General features: G+C 42.3%; 18 protein-coding genes. All 18 read right to left on the bottom strand.

The features are described 5' to 3' along the window. Positions 1-37: 37 nt before the first annotated feature. The 18 genes from KP77_RS09575 to KP77_RS09490 all read right to left on the bottom strand — a co-directional run bounded on the left by KP77_RS09575 (position 38) and on the right by KP77_RS09490 (position 19,506). Positions 38-904 carry a 2-oxoacid:ferredoxin oxidoreductase subunit beta gene (locus KP77_RS09575; RefSeq protein WP_041122467.1) on the bottom strand — a complete coding sequence of 289 codons (867 nt, stop codon included), beginning with the start codon at positions 902-904 and terminating at the stop codon, positions 38-40. Continuing rightward, positions 905-2,650: a 2-oxoacid:acceptor oxidoreductase subunit alpha gene (locus tag KP77_RS09570; RefSeq protein ID WP_041122466.1), complete on the bottom strand. Its 1,746-nt coding sequence runs from the start codon at positions 2,648-2,650 to the stop codon at positions 905-907. Between the two features lie 191 nt (positions 2,651-2,841). Beyond that, a complete protein-coding gene (locus tag KP77_RS09565; RefSeq protein WP_041122465.1) occupies positions 2,842-3,102 on the bottom strand; it encodes a stage V sporulation protein S in 261 nt (86 codons plus the stop codon). A gap of 95 nt (positions 3,103-3,197) precedes the next feature. Continuing rightward, positions 3,198-3,989: a TIGR00282 family metallophosphoesterase gene (locus tag KP77_RS09560; RefSeq protein WP_041122464.1), complete on the bottom strand. Its 792-nt coding sequence runs from the start codon at positions 3,987-3,989 to the stop codon at positions 3,198-3,200. Between the two features lie 131 nt (positions 3,990-4,120). Continuing rightward, on the bottom strand, positions 4,121-5,680 hold the full coding sequence (rny, locus tag KP77_RS09555; RefSeq protein ID WP_041122463.1) for a ribonuclease Y: 1,560 nt from the start codon (positions 5,678-5,680) through the stop codon (positions 4,121-4,123). A gap of 232 nt (positions 5,681-5,912) precedes the next feature. Further along, complete coding sequence (gene recA / locus KP77_RS09550; RefSeq protein WP_041122462.1) at positions 5,913-6,971, bottom strand: recombinase RecA; 1,059 nt, start codon at positions 6,969-6,971, stop codon at positions 5,913-5,915. A 150-nt stretch (positions 6,972-7,121) separates the two neighbouring features. Beyond that, positions 7,122-8,384 (bottom strand): competence/damage-inducible protein A, encoded by a 1,263-nt coding sequence (locus KP77_RS09545; protein WP_041122461.1) that lies wholly within the window; start codon positions 8,382-8,384, stop codon positions 7,122-7,124. A gap of 12 nt (positions 8,385-8,396) precedes the next feature. Beyond that, the gene (gene pgsA, locus KP77_RS09540) at positions 8,397-8,975 is read right to left on the bottom strand and encodes a CDP-diacylglycerol--glycerol-3-phosphate 3-phosphatidyltransferase (protein ID WP_041122460.1); all 579 of its coding nucleotides are present in this window, start codon (positions 8,973-8,975) and stop codon (positions 8,397-8,399) included. Positions 8,976-9,089: 114 nt separating this feature from the next. Further along, positions 9,090-9,983, bottom strand: coding sequence for a helix-turn-helix domain-containing protein (locus KP77_RS09535; RefSeq protein WP_041122459.1), 894 nt, complete (start codon positions 9,981-9,983; stop codon positions 9,090-9,092). A 19-nt stretch (positions 9,984-10,002) separates the two neighbouring features. After that, positions 10,003-10,803 carry a DUF3388 domain-containing protein gene (locus KP77_RS09530; protein ID WP_041122458.1) on the bottom strand — a complete coding sequence of 267 codons (801 nt, stop codon included), beginning with the start codon at positions 10,801-10,803 and terminating at the stop codon, positions 10,003-10,005. A gap of 145 nt (positions 10,804-10,948) precedes the next feature. Beyond that, on the bottom strand, positions 10,949-11,206 hold the full coding sequence (locus KP77_RS09525; RefSeq protein ID WP_041122457.1) for a DUF3243 domain-containing protein: 258 nt from the start codon (positions 11,204-11,206) through the stop codon (positions 10,949-10,951). A gap of 74 nt (positions 11,207-11,280) precedes the next feature. After that, positions 11,281-12,000 (bottom strand): elongation factor P 5-aminopentanone reductase, encoded by a 720-nt coding sequence (gene ymfI / locus KP77_RS09520; protein WP_041122456.1) that lies wholly within the window; start codon positions 11,998-12,000, stop codon positions 11,281-11,283. Then, a complete protein-coding gene (gene yfmH, locus KP77_RS09515) occupies positions 11,993-13,288 on the bottom strand; it encodes an EF-P 5-aminopentanol modification-associated protein YfmH (protein WP_041122455.1) in 1,296 nt (431 codons plus the stop codon). Before yfmH ends, ymfI begins: the two co-directional genes overlap by 8 nt. After that, entirely contained in the window at positions 13,281-14,561 is a 1,281-nt protein-coding gene (gene yfmF / locus KP77_RS09510) for an EF-P 5-aminopentanol modification-associated protein YfmF (RefSeq protein ID WP_041122454.1), read from the bottom strand. The genes yfmH and yfmF overlap by 8 nt, the downstream gene beginning before the upstream one ends. A gap of 140 nt (positions 14,562-14,701) precedes the next feature. Next, on the bottom strand, positions 14,702-15,658 hold the full coding sequence (locus tag KP77_RS09505; protein WP_041122453.1) for an ABC transporter permease: 957 nt from the start codon (positions 15,656-15,658) through the stop codon (positions 14,702-14,704). Further along, the gene (locus tag KP77_RS09500) at positions 15,659-16,711 is read right to left on the bottom strand and encodes an ABC transporter permease (RefSeq protein ID WP_041122452.1); all 1,053 of its coding nucleotides are present in this window, start codon (positions 16,709-16,711) and stop codon (positions 15,659-15,661) included. After that, positions 16,704-18,236, bottom strand: a complete 1,533-nt coding sequence (locus tag KP77_RS09495; RefSeq protein ID WP_041122451.1) for an ABC transporter ATP-binding protein — start codon at positions 18,234-18,236, stop codon at positions 16,704-16,706. Before KP77_RS09495 ends, KP77_RS09500 begins: the two co-directional genes overlap by 8 nt. A 184-nt stretch (positions 18,237-18,420) precedes the next feature. Next, positions 18,421-19,506, bottom strand: coding sequence for a BMP family lipoprotein (locus KP77_RS09490; protein WP_041122450.1), 1,086 nt, complete (start codon positions 19,504-19,506; stop codon positions 18,421-18,423). Between the last annotated feature and the right edge of the window lie 34 nt (positions 19,507-19,540).

The following is a 19,540-nucleotide window of genomic DNA, read 5'->3' as shown; positions in this document are numbered from 1 at the left end:
TAAAAAGCGCACGCTGCATGTGCGTGCGCTTAAAAGTTTACATAAATTCCTTCACCAGATGATTGAAATAATCCTCTTCTAAATTCAGATTCTGCTTACTTAACGGTTTTTCATCATACCCGTCAATCAGCTCCTGATAAGACGGCTGTTCAGCATCCTGATAGATCAGGCCGGTTACAAGGCCATCATGTTGCATTAGCATCTGCATAGCTGATTCCTTATTACTGTGATCATAACCTTCAACACTTGAAAGTTTCACCAGATTCTCTTTAAACCAGTCATACGTATTTACCTTATTATAAGTAACACAAGGGCTGAATACGTTGATCAGTGAGAACCCTTTATGGTTGAGCCCCTGTTCGATCAGACTTGTCAGCTCTTTCAGATCAGATGAAAAACCCTGGGCTACAAAAGTTGCACCGGATGTCAATGCCATTTCCATCGGGTTTATGGATGGCTCAATTGCGCCTTTAGGGGTTGACTTTGTTTTAAAGCCTGCAGAAGACCTTGGGGAGGTCTGTCCTTTAGTTAACCCGTAAATCTGATTATCCATCACAATGTAAGTCATATCAATGTTTCTTCTGATTGCGTGAATTGTATGGCCTAATCCAATAGCAAAACCATCACCATCACCGCCTGAAGCAATAACTGTCAGATCTCTGTTACCCATTTTCACTCCCTGCGCCAGCGGCAGCGCGCGGCCGTGGATACTGTGGAAACCATAAGAGTTAATATATCCTGAGATACGCCCCGAGCAACCGATTCCGGATATGACTGCAAGATTTTCAGGTGTCAGCCCTACATTCGCTGAAGCGCGCTGTATCGCTGCCTGCACTGAGAAATCGCCGCAGCCCGGGCACCAATTTGGTTTTACATTATTTCTGAAATCTTTAAATGTAACCATTTATATCAGCTCCTTCGTTAACAGCTCAATCTCAGATGGCAGAAATGGTGTGCCGTCATATTTTTTTAAGCTGTGAATTTTTGCAGCCATTCCAACATTCATTTTAATCAGTGATGCAAGCTGTCCTGTGGCGTTATGTTCAGCTACCACGACTTTTTTCGCATTCTCCATTAAAGGCAGTAACTTATCAGCCGGGAACGGGTGCATCAGCCTGATATGAGCATGATTAACCTTGAGACCGTCTGCTTCAAGTCTTTGCTGTGCCTCTTCTAGAGCACCTCTCGTAGAATTGAAACCGATTAACAGCACATCTGCTTCACCGTGATGTGCGTTATCAATATCCACCGCTTTATGAAGTTCCACATGCTCAAGTTTTCTCATCCGTTTGTCCATTTGCATCTGACGGTTTAAAGAGGATTCAGACGGTTTACCTGTCTCATCGTGCTCTACACCTGTAACGTGATGAATACCGTTTTTCATCCCTGGCAGGACACGCTTTGAGACACCATCTTCAGTCAACTCATAGCGCTTGAAATATTGTTTTGGTTCAAGTTCATCAAGTTCACTTTCATCTGAAACGAGTTTACCGCGGCCGATTTGAACTTTAGCGTAATTCAGCGGATCTACAGACTGTTTTCCTAATGAAAGCTGCAGATCAGATAACACAATAACAGGACACTGATACGTTTCTGCAAGATTGAATGCGTCAATCGTGTCATAGAATGCCTCTTCAGCAGTACTTGGGGCAAGTACAATTTTCGGAATATCACCATGTGAGCCATAGATCATCTGCATGAGGTCAGATTGTTCCTGCTTTGTAGGCAGGCCAGTAGATGGGCCGCCACGCTGTGTATCAATAATCACTAGCGGCTGCTCTGTCATACCTGACAGACCAATTGACTCCATCATCAGTGAAAGACCGGGACCTGCTGAAGCCGTTAACGCTCTGACTCCTGCATAATTAGAACCGATTGCCATTGTTGCAGCAGCGATTTCATCTTCGGTCTGAATTACTGCTCCGCCTAGTGCAGGGAGTTTTTTAATCAGATACTCCATAATTTCTGAAGCCGGTGTAATCGGATATGCTGCCATAAACCTTGCGCCTGCTGCTATCGCACCAAGTGCAATTGCATCGTTGCCGATCATATACATTCGCTGGATGCCGTCAGCTTCATCGAGCTTGTGAGAGCCTCTCTTATCACCAAGCAGTTCAGAAGCCGTCTCATAGCCCGCTTCAATCGCCTCCATGTTTTTCTGAACGACGACTTCCCCTTTTCTTTTGAATGTCTCCTGCAATACGCCTGTGAATACTGCTACCGGAAGATCCATAATCGCGCATGTTGATCCGATTGCAACCATGTTTTTCATCAGTGAAGTACCAAGACCGGACGCAATTTCAGTAAATGGAACGATAATCAGCTCAGCCTGACTATCTTCAGGATTAACAGGCTTAAATTTTGCATCAGCAATAATCATTCCGCCTGTTCCCATCTCATGATAATTAACATCGATTGTTTCCTGATCAAAAGCTACTAATATATCAAGACGGTCTTCTACCGCTCTTACACGTTTTGTACTAACTCTGATTTTATTATTTGTATGACCGCCTTTGATTCTTGAAGAAAAGTGACGGTATCCGTATAGAAAGTAACCAAGACGGTTCATAGCCATCGAGAAAATTTCTCCGGTACTCTCGATACCTTCCCCCTGCTGTCCGCCTACTTTCCAGGAAAGCTGCTGCTTCATATTTTATCTCTCCTTAAACTTACGCATTATGTATAAATTCATCATTGACCATTCTATCATGTTTAATGAACAGAGACACCTTTTAATCAGGCTTGAAGATAAATTCAGTCCTAAGAACGAACATTAGTTTACATAATATATATACTGTATATAAAAGAAGCTGCGGCAGTGCTGCCACAGCTTCTTTACATCTAACGCGGTTCAATAATTAATTTAATGGCTGTTCTTTCTTCACCTTCGATCTGAATATCCGTAAAAGCAGGTATACAGATCAGATCAATGCCGGACGGAGCTACAAAGCCCCGCGAGATCGCTACTGCTTTTACTGCCTGATTCAGCGCTCCGGCCCCAATTGCCTGCACTTCGACGAATCCTTTTTCTCTTAACACTCCTGCTAATGCCCCTGCCACTGAATTTGGATTCGATTTGGACGATACTTTTAATACATTCAACTGCAGTTCTCCCTTCCTCAACCGCTAACGTATGCTAGTGTCCATTCACTATATTCCGTATTAGCGGAAGTTATGCCGGATTGCGGGAAACTCAATTAAAATGGATGGTCCTCATTGATTAATATCCGTTCAATTGATTCTGCCTGACCTGTTTTTCGGTTCAGACTAATCAGACAGCCGCTTAAGATCGCGCGTCCTGTCTTTGGCACCTCAAAGCGTGATGGAAGACCTGTAACAAATCTTTTTAATACAGCCTCTCTCTCCATACCCAGAATTGCATCATATGGTCCTGTCATTCCTACATCCGATAAGTATGCCGTCCCCTCCGGAAGAATACGGTTATCAGCGGTCTGCACATGTGTATGTGTTCCAACGACTGCAGATGCTTTACCATCGAGATACCACCCCATCGCCTGCTTCTCACTCGTAGCTTCAGCATGAAAATCTACAAACACAAAAGGAGTCTGTTTTTTCGCTTCTGTAACTGCCTGCCTCACAACAGGGAACGGGTCATCCACCGGGTTCATAAATGTTCTGCCCAATGCATTCACAACAGCAATTTCTGCACTTCCTGCCTGAAAGGTCCGGATTCCTTTGCCGGGCGTGCCTTTAGGATAATTTAGAGGTCTTACAAGCTGGTCTGCTTTATCTATAAAATTAAAAAGGTCCTTATTATCCCACGTATGATTTCCCAATGTAATCATATCCGCTCCTGCACTAAGAAGCTGTTCATAAATTTTTTGCGTAATGCCTCTGCCTGAAGCAGCATTTTCGCCATTTACAATCGTCACATCAGGATGATGCCTTTCCTTTAGCTGGGGAAGATACTCTTCTACCATTTCTCTTCCGGGTGAACCTACTACATCTCCAATAAAAAGTATTTTCATGTTATGCCTCTTTCTTCTTTTACTTTATTCAGCTAAACTTTAGCACGATTAAAGATGCGTTTCAACTTCACCGGAATTTATAAACGCGCTCAAAAAAATAGCACTGTACCCAAAAGGTACAGTGCTACTTATTATTTTGCGTATTCTACTGCTCTTGTTTCCCTGATCACAGTTACTTTGATGTGACCTGGATAATTAAGTTCTTCTTCAATCTGCTTGCGGATATCTCTTGCAAGGCGATGAGCCGTTAAGTCATCGATCTGTTCAGGTCGCACCATGATGCGGATTTCTCTACCTGCCTGAATCGCAAATGACTTCTCTACACCATCATATCCTTCTGAGATCTCCTCAAGGCGCTCAAGGCGTCTGATATAGTTCTCAAGTGTTTCACTTCTGGCACCCGGGCGCGCTGCTGATAGAGCATCTGCAGCAGCAACAAGCACTGCAATAACTGATGTTGCTTCATAGTCGCCGTGATGTGAAGCAATACTGTTAATGACAACAGGATGTTCTTTATATTTCGTAGCAAGCTCTACGCCAATTTCAACGTGGCTTCCTTCTACTTCATGATCGATTGCTTTACCGATATCATGGAGCAGTCCTGCTCTTCTTGCCAGTGCTACGTCTTCACCCAGCTCTGCTGCGAGCAGACCCGAAAGATATGCAACCTCGGTTGAATGCTTCAGAACGTTCTGACCGTAACTCGTACGATATTTCAACCTTCCAAGAATCTTAATCAGATCCGGATGAAGGCCGTGAACACCGATATCAAATGTCGTCTGTTCACCAATCTCACGAATATGCTCATCCACTTCACGTCTGGCCTTATCAACCATTTCCTCAATTCTTGCAGGATGAATACGTCCGTCCTGAACAAGTTTTTCAAGAGCAATCCTTGCTGTTTCTCTTCTGATCGGATCAAATCCTGATAAGATGACCGCTTCCGGCGTATCATCAATAATCAGATCGATTCCTGTCAGTGTTTCGAGCGTTCTAATGTTTCGTCCTTCTCTTCCGATGATGCGTCCTTTCATTTCATCATTCGGCAGATTTACGACGGAAACAGTGGTTTCGGCTACATGGTCTGCCGCACATCTCTGAATTGCCAGTGAAAGTAGTTCTCTTGCTTTCTTTTCTGACTCTTCTTTTGCACGGTTTTCCTGTTCCTTCACCATAATTGCAATGTCCTGTGACAGTTCTTTCTCAACCTGATCCAGAATAATGGCCTTCGCTTCTTCGCGCGTCAGACCGGATACACGTTCAAGTTCGAGCTCTTGCTTTTGAACCATCTCCTCCACTTTGCTTTCCATCTCTTCAATATGTTGTTGTCTTTCATGCAAAGACTGATCTTTGCGTTCCTGCATAGATTCCCGCTTATTTAGCGAGTCATCTTTACGATCCAGATTTTCTTCCCGCTGCATCAGGCGGTTTTCCTGCTTTTGCAACTCATTTCTGCGTTCACGAAGTTCTGCTTCAATTTCTGAACGAAGCTTATGATTTTCATCTTTCGCTTCAAGCAGTGCTTCTTTCTTCAGTGCTTCTGCTTCGCGTTTCCCGTTAGACAGGATTTGTTCAACAGTACCTTTCGCACCGCCGACTTTAGCATCCATCATGAATTTGTGAATCAAATAACCAACAAACACACCTACGATAATGCCAGCTAAAATGAAGGTGATTTCGAGTACTCCCATCGTATTCACCTCCTCTTGCTATTTTCTTTTCACACTTTGTCTTTTCAGGATCTTCTGAATGTCTTCAGAAGACTTCATGACATTTACTAATCAATTAGAAAAATTGAAAAATATACAATCTTAATTTTAAGTCTGCAAATTTTCATTGTCAAGTAACCTAGAATAATCTACCTCATAAGATTTCATAAGAAAAGAGACAGGAATCGATTTCCTGCCTCTTTTTTCATACTATTTACTCTTCATCAAGCAGATTGAATTCATCAGCCACAGCTTCATCCGCTTCATTCTCAGGTACTTTATGAGCCTGATCCATACCGTGATGCTCACGGATTTTAAGAAGGATCTGCTGACGCAGTTCTGTATTTTCCTTCAGGAACTGCTTCGCATTTTCTCTTCCCTGTCCAAGACGTTCTCCTTCATACGAATACCATGAACCGCTCTTTTGAACGATATCCGCTTCAGCACCAAGGTCAATGATTTCTCCTTCTTTTGAAATCCCTTCCCCATACATAATATCAACTTCTGCAATACGAAATGGCGGTGCAACTTTATTTTTAACAACTTTAATACGCGTTTTGTTACCCACCATATCATTACCCTGCTTCAGTGTTTCAGCACGGCGTACATCAAGACGTACAGATGAATAGAATTTGAGCGCACGTCCACCAGGTGTTGTTTCAGGACTGCCGAACATCACGCCGACTTTTTCACGGATCTGGTTAATAAAGATTGCAATCGTATTCGATTTGCTGATTGCACCTGAAAGTTTTCTGAGTGCCTGAGACATCAGTCTCGCCTGAAGCCCAACATGTGAGTCACCCATTTCACCTTCAATTTCTGCTTTAGGAACAAGTGCAGCCACTGAATCGACAATAACGATTTCGACTGCTCCGCTTCGTACTAGTGCTTCAGCGATCTCAAGTGCCTGTTCTCCGGTATCCGGCTGGGATAACAGAAGCTCATCTATATTTACACCCAGCTTTTGTGCATAAACCGGGTCAAGCGCATGTTCTGCGTCAATAAAAGCAGCCTGGCCGCCATTTGCCTGAACTTCAGCAATTGCGTGCAGTGCTACTGTTGTTTTCCCTGAACTTTCAGGACCGTAAATCTCAATGACACGGCCACGTGGATAACCGCCAACACCAAGCGCTGCATCTAAAGATACAGAACCACTTGATACAGTGTTAACTCTTCTGTCAGTCTGTTCTCCAAGCTTCATAATAGAACCTTTTCCGAACTGTTTTTCTATTTGCTTAAGCGCCATATCAAGCGCTGCCTGACGATCACTCACATTAATTCCTCCTTTAATATAGACGCCTTTGATGACGTCTCATAACCTAACTCTACTATACTCCTTTTGCGAACAGATAACAAGCAAAAAGCGAACATTTATTCGCATTTTTTTATAACAGCATACACATGCATGTCCGCTGCGTGAAACTTATTTATTTTCACTTACAAACGGTCCTGCGTCTTTCTCCAGAAGCTGAATAAGTGCATACATACCGTGTTTCACAGCTCTGATTCTTTTGAAATTACGATCACCTTTCAGTGTAACCATAAAGGAGGATACTGACTCTTTATATGAGACACCGATCCAGACGGTCCCTTCAGCAATACCATTATTATCACCAGGGCCGGCGACACCGGTAAAACTGATACCTATATCACTTGAGAACCGTTCCTGAGCTTTGATTGCCATACTCTCAGCACACGCTCTGCTGACTGCACCATACTGAGCAAGAAGCGATCCGGACACCCCAAGAACTTGTTCTTTCATATCATTATTATAGACTGTCAGGCTTCCCAGGAGATAACGACTGGCGCCTGGAATTGCTGCGAGTTCAGATGAAAATAAGCCTGCTGTCAGGCTCTCTGCTGAAGCGATCGTCAGACTTTTTTCGTCAAGCAATTCAGAGGTTTTATACAGCAGGTTATGACCGTCGTAACCGTAGCAGAATTCCCCTACTCTTTGTTCAAGCTTATGAATCATGTCATTTACTAGTTTTTGCCCGGTTTCTTCATCAGCACTTGAAGAAGTGATTCTGAGTGTTACTTCCCCATCTTCAGCTAAAGGCGCTACCGTTGGATTAGTCTGTTGATCCAGAATATCTTCAATACGCGACTCGAGCTCTGCTTCACCTATTCCGAAAAACCTCATTACTTTCGAATAAATTAAACGGTTGCTGTTACTGGTATTTAAGTATGGAAGCAGCTGATTCGCAACCATCGGCTTCATTTCTCTCGGAGGACCCGGTAGAAGAACATAAGTGATCCCCTGTTTTTTGGTAACCATTCCGGGAGCCATGCCATAAAAGTTAAACAGAACATGACTGCCTTCTAATACAAGTGCCTGTTTTTTATTGTTATCAGTCATCGGCTTACCAACCTGTATATAATACTGTTCTATTGCTTCAAGAGATTTTTCGTCATATGAAAGACTGCAGCCAATATGAGCGGCTGCAGTTTCTTTTGTCAGATCGTCTTTTGTGGGACCGAGTCCACCTGTAATCACAATTAAATCAGAGCGGCTTTCTGCAGTTTCAAGTGTTTTTAAAAGCCGGTCTTTGTTGTCACCAATAACCGTATGATAATAAACATTGATACCTGACTCTGCAAATCTTGCAGAGATATACTGAGCATTCGTATTAGCAATCTGCCCTAAAAGCAGCTCTGACCCTACTGCAATAATTTCTGCATTCATCAAACCATCTCCTTATTTGGAGTCGCGGAAAGCTCCCCAGTTTTTAACAAAGTAATCCACGCCTGACCAGACTGTAAAGATCGCTGCGATATAGAGCGTGATAATGTCAAACGGGATATTAAACATCGTAAAGAATATGTTGTGAAGCAGCAAAGCAGAAATCGCAACAATCTGCATCCACATTTTAATTTTACCAAGCATGGCAGCAGCATGCACTTCTCCGGAGCCTGCAAGGACAAGTCTGAGTCCTGTAATGGCAAACTCCCGTGAGATAATCAGGATTACAATCCATGATGGGGCCATTTGCAGTTCAACAAGAATAATGAGTGCAGCAGAAACGAGCAGTTTATCTGCAAGTGGATCAAGAAATTTCCCAAGGTTTGTCACCTGGTTATACTTTCTCGCATAATAACCGTCAACCCAGTCAGTAGATGCTGCAAAAATAAATATTAGTGCTCCAATCAGGTGGTTAACTGGCATGTCAGCGCCAAGCAGGGTAATATCTCCCCAATTAAAATCAACCAGCATAATAATCATAAATAACGGAATAAGAAAAATTCTCGATATTGTAATTTTATTCGGTGTATTCATATAACCTCTCCTCTTATATCCTGTAATCTCTTGTTACTTAGTCATTTCCTTATTCATTATGTAAACAAACCCTGATCAAAAAAATAGTCATCGCACAGGATGACTATTTTTTAATTATGAAGGGTTTTGGACCTGAAATATCATATTCTGAGGCGTCACATCAGTTAAACCGAACTCAACTTGTTCACCGTTAATTTCCACAGTTGTACCCGGGACACTGCCGATTCTCACTCTGAACCAGTCAAGTTCAGCTGCATCAAATGTGTACGTACCGGAAATTTCTTCTCCTACAAGCTGTGCGCCTGACTGATCTGTAATACCTAACCAGGTTGTATTCGTATTAATTGTCACTGTTAATTCTTCAGAAGCAGTGACCTGATAATTAGTCGTCTCACCTTCTGTACCTGTGTTTTCAATTGTCAGGGAAGGCGTTTCAGGCTCTTCCGGAGGCTGTTCAGCTTCATCAGATTCTTCTGCCGGGTCTTCACTATCACTTTCAGGACTGTTTTCCTCATAGCCAGTACTGTCTTCAGTAGTGTCTTCAGGCTGATCGAGAGTAACCGGTTCTTCCTGCTGTACTTCTTCGTTTTCAGCAGGCTCCTGTGCATCTGATGCCATAAATGTCTGAACAAGATAATATGCCAGCACAAATATTCCGATTACAAAGATCGTCATGACTGCTGTTGGTATAAACCTGAAAGCAGCTGAAGATTTTTTGCTGGGACCTCTCGTTTTGACTCTCGAAAGCTGTGATGGAACATTGTCATCATGGTTAGATGGAATGTCTTTTGAATAGGTCTCAAATAGTTCTTCTGCATTAAGACCGACAGCTTCAGCATACTGCTTAATAAAAGCCCTGACATAAAATGCTCCAGGCATCATTGAATAATCTCCTTCTTCGATTCCCTGGAGATATCTTTTTTGTATTTTTGTTAAGCCTTGAAGCTCTTCTAAAGAGTACTCTTTTGACTCTCTCGCTTCTTTGAGACGGCTTCCTAGTTCTGTCAATGTTTACACCTGCCAATACTTAAAATTCAAATTCCCCAAAATCACCAAAATCAGATCCGCTGAACATCGTATTCTTGTGCATTAATTCATATGTAATTTCTTCATCCGGATCATGTCTCAGCTCTATAATGTAATCGAAGTCCTCAATTGTATATTCACTGTTCTCAACAAATATATCAGGGTGTTCAATTACTTTTATTGATGGCATCCGCATAATTTCCCGGACTAATTGCCAGTGTTTTTCTGATGCACGTCTGGTCGATACAACCCCATCGATAATAAACAAATTATTTTCATTGTATTCATCTTCAATTAATTTATCACGCACAGTCTGTTTTAATAATGTAGAGGAAACAAACAGCCATTTTTTATTTGCACATACACTTGCTGCTACAATGGATTCTGTTTTTCCAACTCTTGGCAGACCGCGGATCCCAATTAATTTATGGCCATCCTGTTTGTATAACTCCGCCATAAAATCAACCAGCAGGCCGAGTTCATCACGGATAAACCTGAACGTTTTTTTGTCATCCGCATCTCTTTGTATATATCTCCCGTGACGGACTGCCATCCGGTCACGCAGTTTCGGTTCTCTTAACTTAGTCATCTGGATCGTATCCATTGTTCTGAGGATCAGTTCAAGTCTGACAATCTGTTCATCACTCCGGGCAAGAAGCAGCATACCTCTGCGACCCTCATCGACACCATTAATCGTGACGATATTGATTGAAAGCATCCCTAAAAGGGAAGAAATATCACCAAGCAGACCGGGACGGTTTTTTTGAATTTCATACTCGAGATACCATTCCTTTTTCTCCATGGTGCCAGCTCCTTAATATAAAAACTTTCCTATCTATATCGTTAATAATAAAGCATTTGCATGGAATAGAAAAGGAAAAACAAAAAATGCTTCGAAATAAGCAGAAAATTGCCTTCCCTTGTCGACAGGAAGGCAATTTTAAAGGTTAATGACTGACAGAACCGCCGGCTAAACGGATCATCAGATTAGCAAGAACATGCTGTTCATTTTCATCTGCAGCTTTCCAAAGATCAGCAAGCACTCTTTCCTGCTCATTTTTGGGATCCACGTTTTTAGCTAAATAATCCCCGATCTGAAATGCTACCTCTGACATTTTTTCCTTTTCCATACCGGTCTTTTGAGCAGTAATCACTTTTTCCCCAAGGAAGTCTTTCCACTGTTGCCAGTTATCAAGAATTGACATATTTACTCCTCCTTTACTGATGCACCATCCGGGCTCATCAGTAGTATGTACTGTTTCAGGAGTAAATATGCCTCTCAACTGTACCAGCCGCCGTTGACTGATAAGATGTGAGAATGAATGTAAGAAGCGCTGTCACTCATCAGGAATAGAATCGCATCTGCTATTTCTTCCGGTTCGGCAAACCTGCCGGCAGGAATCTCCTGCTCAATTTCACTTATCACTTCCTGTGGATAATGTACAGTCATATCAGTTCTGACGGCACCGGGAGTTACCGCATTCACCCTGATTCCGTTTGGTGCAAGCTCTTTACCGAGCGCTTTAACAAAAGCGATCTGCGCCCCTTTAATTGCAGAATACATGACTTCATATGAGGCCCCGGTTTCACCCCATACCGAACTGACAAAAACAATTGAAGCGCCTTTTTTATGGCGCATGTTCGGAATCACCTTTTTAAGGATTCTTGCCGGCTGATAAAGGTGTACGTTCCAAAGCATCTCTATCATTTCATCCGGTGTATCTTCAAACAATCCCTCATAATGCAGCCCTCCTGCATGTACTACTGCATCAGGCTGCAATGAAAGGGTAATTGCCTCATCGACTTCTTTCCGGTTATTCAGGTTTAATCTCAGTGGAATCAGCTGATCAGCTTCTGCAGCAAAATCTTTTAAACGTTCCATGTTTTCAGCGTTGCGATAATATTGTCCAATGACAGTATGACCCGATAATAAAAGCTTCTTACTTAATTCAAAGCCGATACCCCCACTGCTTCCAAGAACCAGAACAGTTTTAGGCATTCTCTTTTGGCAGAATATAGAAGCTTGTTATTCTGTCTTCCTGCACAAGTGAAGAGAATGCTTCGTGCACATCTTCAAGTGTCAGTGTTTCTAAAACAGGTACCGCTTCAAACAGATCCATATCATTGAATGCATATCTCGTGAATTGATTGGCGATAAATTCAGGTGAATTAAGGGATCTTAAGAATCCGCCAATATTCTTTTTCTTAACTGATTGCAGCTGATCTTCTGTAATAGAAGGTGACTGGACTTCATTTAATAATATTTCTTTTATTTGTGCAGATAATTTTTCAGGATCAGGTGTGTTACTGCCTACTAATGCAAAACCGAAGTTATTTTCCTGTGTAAAATCATATGAAAAATGATCGTCGATTAATCCTTCATCGTAAAGCGATGTGTAATGTTCAGAGGTTTTTCCAAACAGGATATCAAGCGCTGTATTCACTGACAGTTCTTTTTTCAGCAATTCTTTTCCACTGATCTCTTTTGCATCAGACTTAATACCAACCATACATTTTGATACCTGCACATCCATTTTCAACTCATGGTGTTCCCTGTTTACAGCATCAGGTTCATCAGCAAACTTTCTATCAATTGTTTCTTCTGGCTCAAAGCTCTTCGCAGACTGATTATCTCTCACGTGGTTCATGACCTCCTCAGGGTCCACTGCACCAACAATAAAGAGCATCATATTAGAAGGATGGTAAAACGTGTTATAACATTGGTAAAGATGGTCTTTTGTAATCGCTGAAATGGATTCAACAGTTCCTGCAATATCCACTTTCACAGGGTGATGTTTGAACATATTTTCAATCGCTCCAAAATATAACCGCCAGTCAGCATTGTCATCATACATCGTAATTTCCTGACCGATAATACCTTTTTCTTTTTCAACCGTTTCTTCAGTAAAGTAAGGAGCCTGAACAAAATCGATCAGCACATCAAGGTTTTTTTCGAAATTGGATGTGCTTGAAAACAGGTATGCAGTTCTTGTAAACGAAGTGAACGCATTAGCAGAAGCTCCGTTTATACTGAACTTCTGAAACACATCCCCTTCTTCCTTTTCAAACATTTTATGTTCGAGAAAATGCGCAACACCGTCCGGCACGCGGATATAGTCTTCTTCACCGAGCGGGATAAACTGATTATCAATGGAACCGTATTTTGTTGTAAAGGTAGCGAAAGTTTTATTAAAATCTTTTTTAGGCAGGATACATACCTGCAGCCCGTTACTCATTTTTTCAATATATAGTTCTTCGTCAAGCTGAGCGAACACTTTTTTATGCACTTTCAGCCACCTCCTTTGCCGTAAGGATATATGTTGTATCTTTAAGCAGCTTATTAGCCGCTTCTGTCACGTCTTCTTTGGTTACACGTTCAATGCCATCAAACCAGCCCTGAATGTTTACAGGAATGCCTGCAGTTTCTCCCTGATACAGCACTTCAATAATGCCTCTTGGTGAGTCAAGTGTTTCAAGCATCTGATTTGTCATAACTGCCTTAGTCTGGCTTAATTCCTGATCACTGATATCGCCATTTTTAATGGCTTCAAGCTGTTCTTCAATAATTGTTTCAGCTCGCTCAATTTTCGCCGGTTCAACACCTGACATAATGACAATCAGGCCTTTATGACTCTCAAGCCGGCTTGCTGCATAATATGCCAGGCTTTCTTTTTCCCGCACATTCATAAAAAGTTTCGAATGCGGGAAGCCGCCAAGGATCCCATTCATCACTGCCATCGGAAGATAATCATGATCTCCATAAAAAGTATTTGACCTGTAGCCGATATTCAGCTTCCCCTGTTTGATCTGCTGTTTTTCAACTATTTTTTTTGAGTCTTCAATTGTGATATGTTTTTGAATGGCTTTTACATTTTCTCTAGAAGCAATGGAAAACTTCTCTTTACAGAGCTTCTCCATTTGTCCGCTGTCGATATCCCCTACGATATACAAGTCTACTTCATCACTTGAGATCATCTGCTGATAAGCTTCCATCAGTTTTTCAGGTGTGATGTTTTCAAGTTCAGATTCTATTCCGTTTGGATGCAGAGCGTATGCCTCTCCACTGCACATTTCCTCAACAAGACGCTGAGATGCATAGCGCATTTTATCATCTTTTACTGCTTTTAATTTTTGATTAAGTGTTCTCTTTTCCGATTCCACAACTTTTTGACTGAACGCCCCATCCTCTAATAAGGGATGAAATACCATTTCATTTAATACGTTCAGTGCCTGTTCTGTTAAAGGCGTATTATCCTGAAGATATTTTTCATTGGCAATATCAACAGCAAAAGTCAGGATATGATACTCCCCTTTTTTATTCACATCCACTGATGCGCTGGCACCGTATAAATCGTCAAGATGACTTCTGAACAAGGCAGTCGTCGGCCACTTTTCTGTACTGCTTTGCAGCACATACGGCAATAGTGCTCTCGCAGTTACCTTGTCTTCTGATAATAGCGACTTGAATTTTAAAACAAACTGGTTTGTTTTAAATTTTTTTGTTTGAATGATTCTGATGTTCAGTCCATCCTGCCTGATTTTCGTTTCGTCTAATTGCATATATGTTCCTCCCGGTTGTGAAATCGCTTTATTAGTATTTATATACTCTATATTCACTATACATTTCTTAATGCCACTACAACAAGCATTTATCATTCCAAGAAAAAACCGTCTGATCATAATCAGACGGTTCATTGTGTTTATCGGCTTCCTTTAATGTAAGGCTGGCCATTAGCTTTAGGCGCGTCAGCACGGCCGATAAATCCTGCAAGTGCAAGGATTGTAAGGATATATGGTGCTGACAGCAGGATCCAGTTTGGCACATCTGCAAGTAACGGAAAACTTGATCCGATGATCGCCAGAGACTGAGCAAGTCCGAAGAACAATGCTGCTCCCATGGCACCAAGCGGATGCCATTTACCAAAAATCACAGCTGCAAGGGCAATGAATCCCTGCCCGGTGATTGTACCTGCACTGAAATCCTGGGTAATTGTCTGTGCGTACACACCACCGCCAAGACCACCAAATACACCTGAAAGCACGACTGCGATATAGCGCATTTTAAATACGTTGATCCCCATTGTATCTGCAGCCATCGGGTGCTCACCTACTGAACGCAGGCGCAACCCGAATGGCGTTTTGAATAGAACAAACCAGGCAATGATTGCAACAAAGATTGCAAGGTATGATGTAAGATAATTGTTAAAAAGAATAGGTCCGATTATTGGAATATCATAAAGTAATGGTATTCTCTCATAATAAAACGGCACAGGAATTTTTGGTGTCTGCCCTGCTCCATACCAGTCCTTTATTAAATAAACTCCGAGTCCAAGCGCCAGAAAGTTAATCGCTACCCCGCTGACAACCTGGTCTGCACGGAATGAGACAGACGCAACTGCGTGAAGTAATGAAAATAACCCGCCGATAATCATTGCAATCAGGAGCGCGACCCACGGCGTTGCTCCTCCAAGAGCCGATGCAAACGTAATATTAAATACAACTGCTGCAAAGGCACCAATGACCATTAGACCCTCAAGTCCAATGTTTACCACACCAGACCGCTCTGAAAATACACCGCCGAGTGCTGTGAAAATTAGCGGGGCTGATGCAAATAGCATGGATTTCACTAATATCTCAAACGCTGTTAATACATCCATTTATTTTGCCCCCTTTCTAAGACGCTGCAACAGATACGCAATGATGTAGCTTGATGCAACAAAGAAAATAATAATGGCAATAACGATCTCAACAAGTTCAGTTGGAACACCTGACTGCAGAGGCATAATTAATGCACCCTGTTTTAAAATACCAAACAGTGCGGCTGCCAATATAATACCCGAAGCTACGTTACCACCGAGCAGTGCTACTGCGATCCCGTCAAATCCTACTCCGGAGAACGCACCGTGAATGAATCCATAACCGAATGTTCCAAGGCCTTCCATAGCGCCTCCAAGACCTGCAAAAGCGCCCGAGATGACCATCGAAAGGATAATATTGCGGTTTACATTCATTCCTGCATATTCAGAAGCATGCTGGTTAAAACCTACTGAGCGCAGTTCAAAACCAGTTGTTGTTTTTTCAAGTACAACGAAATAAATAATAGCTGCTGCAAGCGCAAGGAATATTCCATAGTGCATCGTGGAAAATTCAGTAAGTGTTTCAAAAAATGGTGACTTAAGTGATGCAGATTCAGGTACGCGATCTGTCGTATTCTGCTCATCAGAAATGACATAACGAACAAGGTAGTTACAGAGATGAAGTGCAATATAGTTCATCATAATTGTCACAATAACTTCGTGAACGCGAAGCTTCGCTTTTAACAGACCCGGTATAAATGCCCAAAGTGCACCCGCTACCGCACCCGCAAGAATCGCCATAGGAAGGTGAATCACTTTTGGCAGATCAAATGCAAGACCTACCCAGACAGATGCTACCCAGCCAACTAAAAGCTGTCCTTCCACCCCGATATTAAAGAGTCCTGTTCGGAAAGCAAAAGCTACTGCAAGACCCGCGAAAATATAAGGTGTAATCTGTCTGACTGTTTCCCCAATATAAAACCCTTCTCCAAGTGAACCACTCAGCAGGGCTGTATATCCTTCAATCGGATTATAACCTGATACCAGCATGACAATTGCTCCTACAATTAAACCAAGGATAACTGAGATAACCGGGATCAGAATTTTTTGCCATCTGCTAAATTGATTAAACATTCTCTGTTTCACCTGCCTTATTCTTTGAACCCGCCATCAGTAATCCGAGCTCCTGCTCAGTTGTCGTTTTCGGGTCAACAATTTCAATAATATTCCCGTCATAAATAACGGCAATCCTGTCGCTCACATTAATAATTTCTTCAAGCTCAAATGATACGAGTAAAACAGCCTTTCCGTTATCGCGCTGTTCAATCAGGCGCTTATGAATAAATTCAATTGCTCCTACATCGAGTCCGCGTGTCGGCTGTGCTGCAATCAAAAGATCAGGATCCCTGTCAACTTCGCGACCAATAATTGCTTTTTGCTGGTTCCCGCCTGATAGTGCACGTGCAGGAGTCTGTTCAGATGGCGTACGGACATCAAATTCCTGAATCAGTTTTTTAGCCTGCTTATTAATTTCTTTATTGTTCAGCAGACTGTATTTAGAATACGGCTTATGATAATACGTCTGAAGCACCATATTATCGCCGATTGGAAAGTCCAGCACCAGACCATGCTTGTGTCTGTCCTGCGGGATATGACCCACGCCGGCTTCTGTGATTTTTCTTGTTTTATATGAAGATAAATCCTTCCCGTTCAGCTCGATTTTTCCGGAAGTCACTTTTCTCAGACCTGTAATCGCTTCGATCAGTTCCGACTGACCATTCCCATCTACCCCGGCAATACCTACAATTTCACCGGCACGCACGCTAAGATCAAGATCCTTAACTGCGTTAACTCCACGTGAATCTTTTACATTCAGCTTGGTTATCTCTAGAACGCTGTGCTTTGGATTAGAATCCGTTTTATCTGTTTTAAAAGTGACTTCTCTTCCTACCATCAGACTCGCAAGCTGTGTAGGTGTTGTTCCTTCTACATCCAGCGTATCAATTCCCACACCTTTTCTGATCACCGTTACGCGATCACATACCTCTATGATTTCTTTCAGCTTATGGGTAATAAGGATAATAGATTTTCCTTCAGCAATTAAAGTTCTGAAAATTTGAATCAGTTCTTTAATTTCCTGTGGTGTCAGTACTGCTGTCGGCTCATCAAAAATCAGGATTTCTGCTCCGCGATACAACGTTTTAAGGATCTCTACACGCTGTTGCATGCCGACTGAAATATCTGCAATTCTGGCTTTAGGATCTACTTTTAAACCGTATCGGTCAGAGATCTCCTGTACCTCACGTTCAGCTCTTTTCAGATCAATATTTATTCCTTTTTTCGGTTCCATCCCAAGGACAATATTTTCAGTAACTGTGAATGTATCAACAAGCATAAAGTGCTGGTGCACCATCCCGATCCCGAGATCATTCGCTACATTCGGGCTTGTGATTTTCACCTTTTCACCACGAACTTTAATCTCTCCCTTTTCCGGCTGGTACAGGCCAAACAGAACATTCATCAATGTTGATTTCCCTGCTCCATTTTCACCTAAAAGGGCATGTATTTCGCCTTTTTTCAATTGAAGCGTAATATTATCATTTGCTACTATCCCCGGAAACTCTTTTCGGATGTCGAGCATTTCTATTACGTAGTCCATCCGTTATCACTCCTTTATTTATCGTGCAGTGGTAGGTTGAATGAGGTCTGACTTCTTTTTCCAGACCCTCTTGAAAAATGCTAAATGAAGAAGGGACTTTGTTCCCTTATTCAGTTAGCATTCTTGCAAAAAAAAAGGGAATTTCGGGACTGAATCAGCCCCTCCATTCCCTATGCATTTGTTATTACTCAAGTGTTGAAGGTACTTCGATTTCACCATCAACGATTTGCTGCTTGTAGTTAGCAATCTCGTCAAGGATTTCCTGTGAAAGGTTGTCCTGGCTTTCAGCGATTGCGATACCTTCTTCCTGAATTCCGTACTCAATTACTTCTCCACCCGGGAAGTCGCCTTCCATTGCACGAGTTGAGATATCCTGAACAGCTACGTCAACACGCTTAACCATTGAAGTCAGTGTTACGTTGTCGTCTCCAACCTGACCTTCTTCCCACTGGTCACGGTCAACCCCGATTACCCAAACCTGACGATCCGGATCCTGTTGCTTAAGGTTTTTCGCTTCAGTGAATACGCCGTTACCTGTTCCACCTGCTGCGTGATAAATTACATCAATGCCTGAACCATACATTGAAGCAGCGATCTGCTGACCACCTGCTGCGTCATTAAAGTCACCAGCGAATTCAATCTGTACATCTGCATCTGGATTAACTGCTTCAACACCAGCCTGGAAGCCTGCTGCGAATTTGTTAATCAGGTCAGACTCAACTCCGCCAACAAAACCGATCTGATCTGATTCAGTTGCCATACCGGCTGCAACACCGACAAGGAATGAACCTTCATGCTCTTTAAATGTAATTGAAGCAACATTGTCACCTTCAGATACATCATCTACAAGTGCAAAGTTTGTGTCAGGATTCTGACTCGCTACATCAGTGATTGCTTGATTAAGCAGGAAACCGATACCAAATACGAGGTCGAAATCATTACGTACAGCTGTGTTCATGTTTGTTACATAGTCAGCGTCGTTATTTGACTGGAAGTAAGTGTAACCGTCTGTACCTTCTTCAAGACCATTATCAGCACCGAACTGCTGAAGACCTTCCCAGGCAGACTGGTTAAATGATTTGTCATCAACGCCGCCAGTGTCTGTTACCATTGCTACTTTGAAGTCACTTGTTTCTTCTGTGCCTTCGCCTCCGCCAGTAGAACCCTCGTCTGAACCTGTATCCGCTTCTTCATCGCTTCCACAAGCTGCAAGAACTGTACCTGCTGCAAGAATCATAGATAGTGCTACTCCGTACTTACGCTTTTTCATTTTGGTACCCCCTAAAAATTTTTCGTGTATTAGT

It is taken from the genome of Jeotgalibacillus alimentarius (assembly GCF_000829445.1).
Lineage (GTDB): Bacteria > Bacillota > Bacilli > Bacillales > Jeotgalibacillaceae > Jeotgalibacillus > Jeotgalibacillus alimentarius.
The sequence above is the reverse complement of the archived record's forward strand: the minus strand, read 5'-3'. Positions and strand labels throughout refer to the sequence as shown.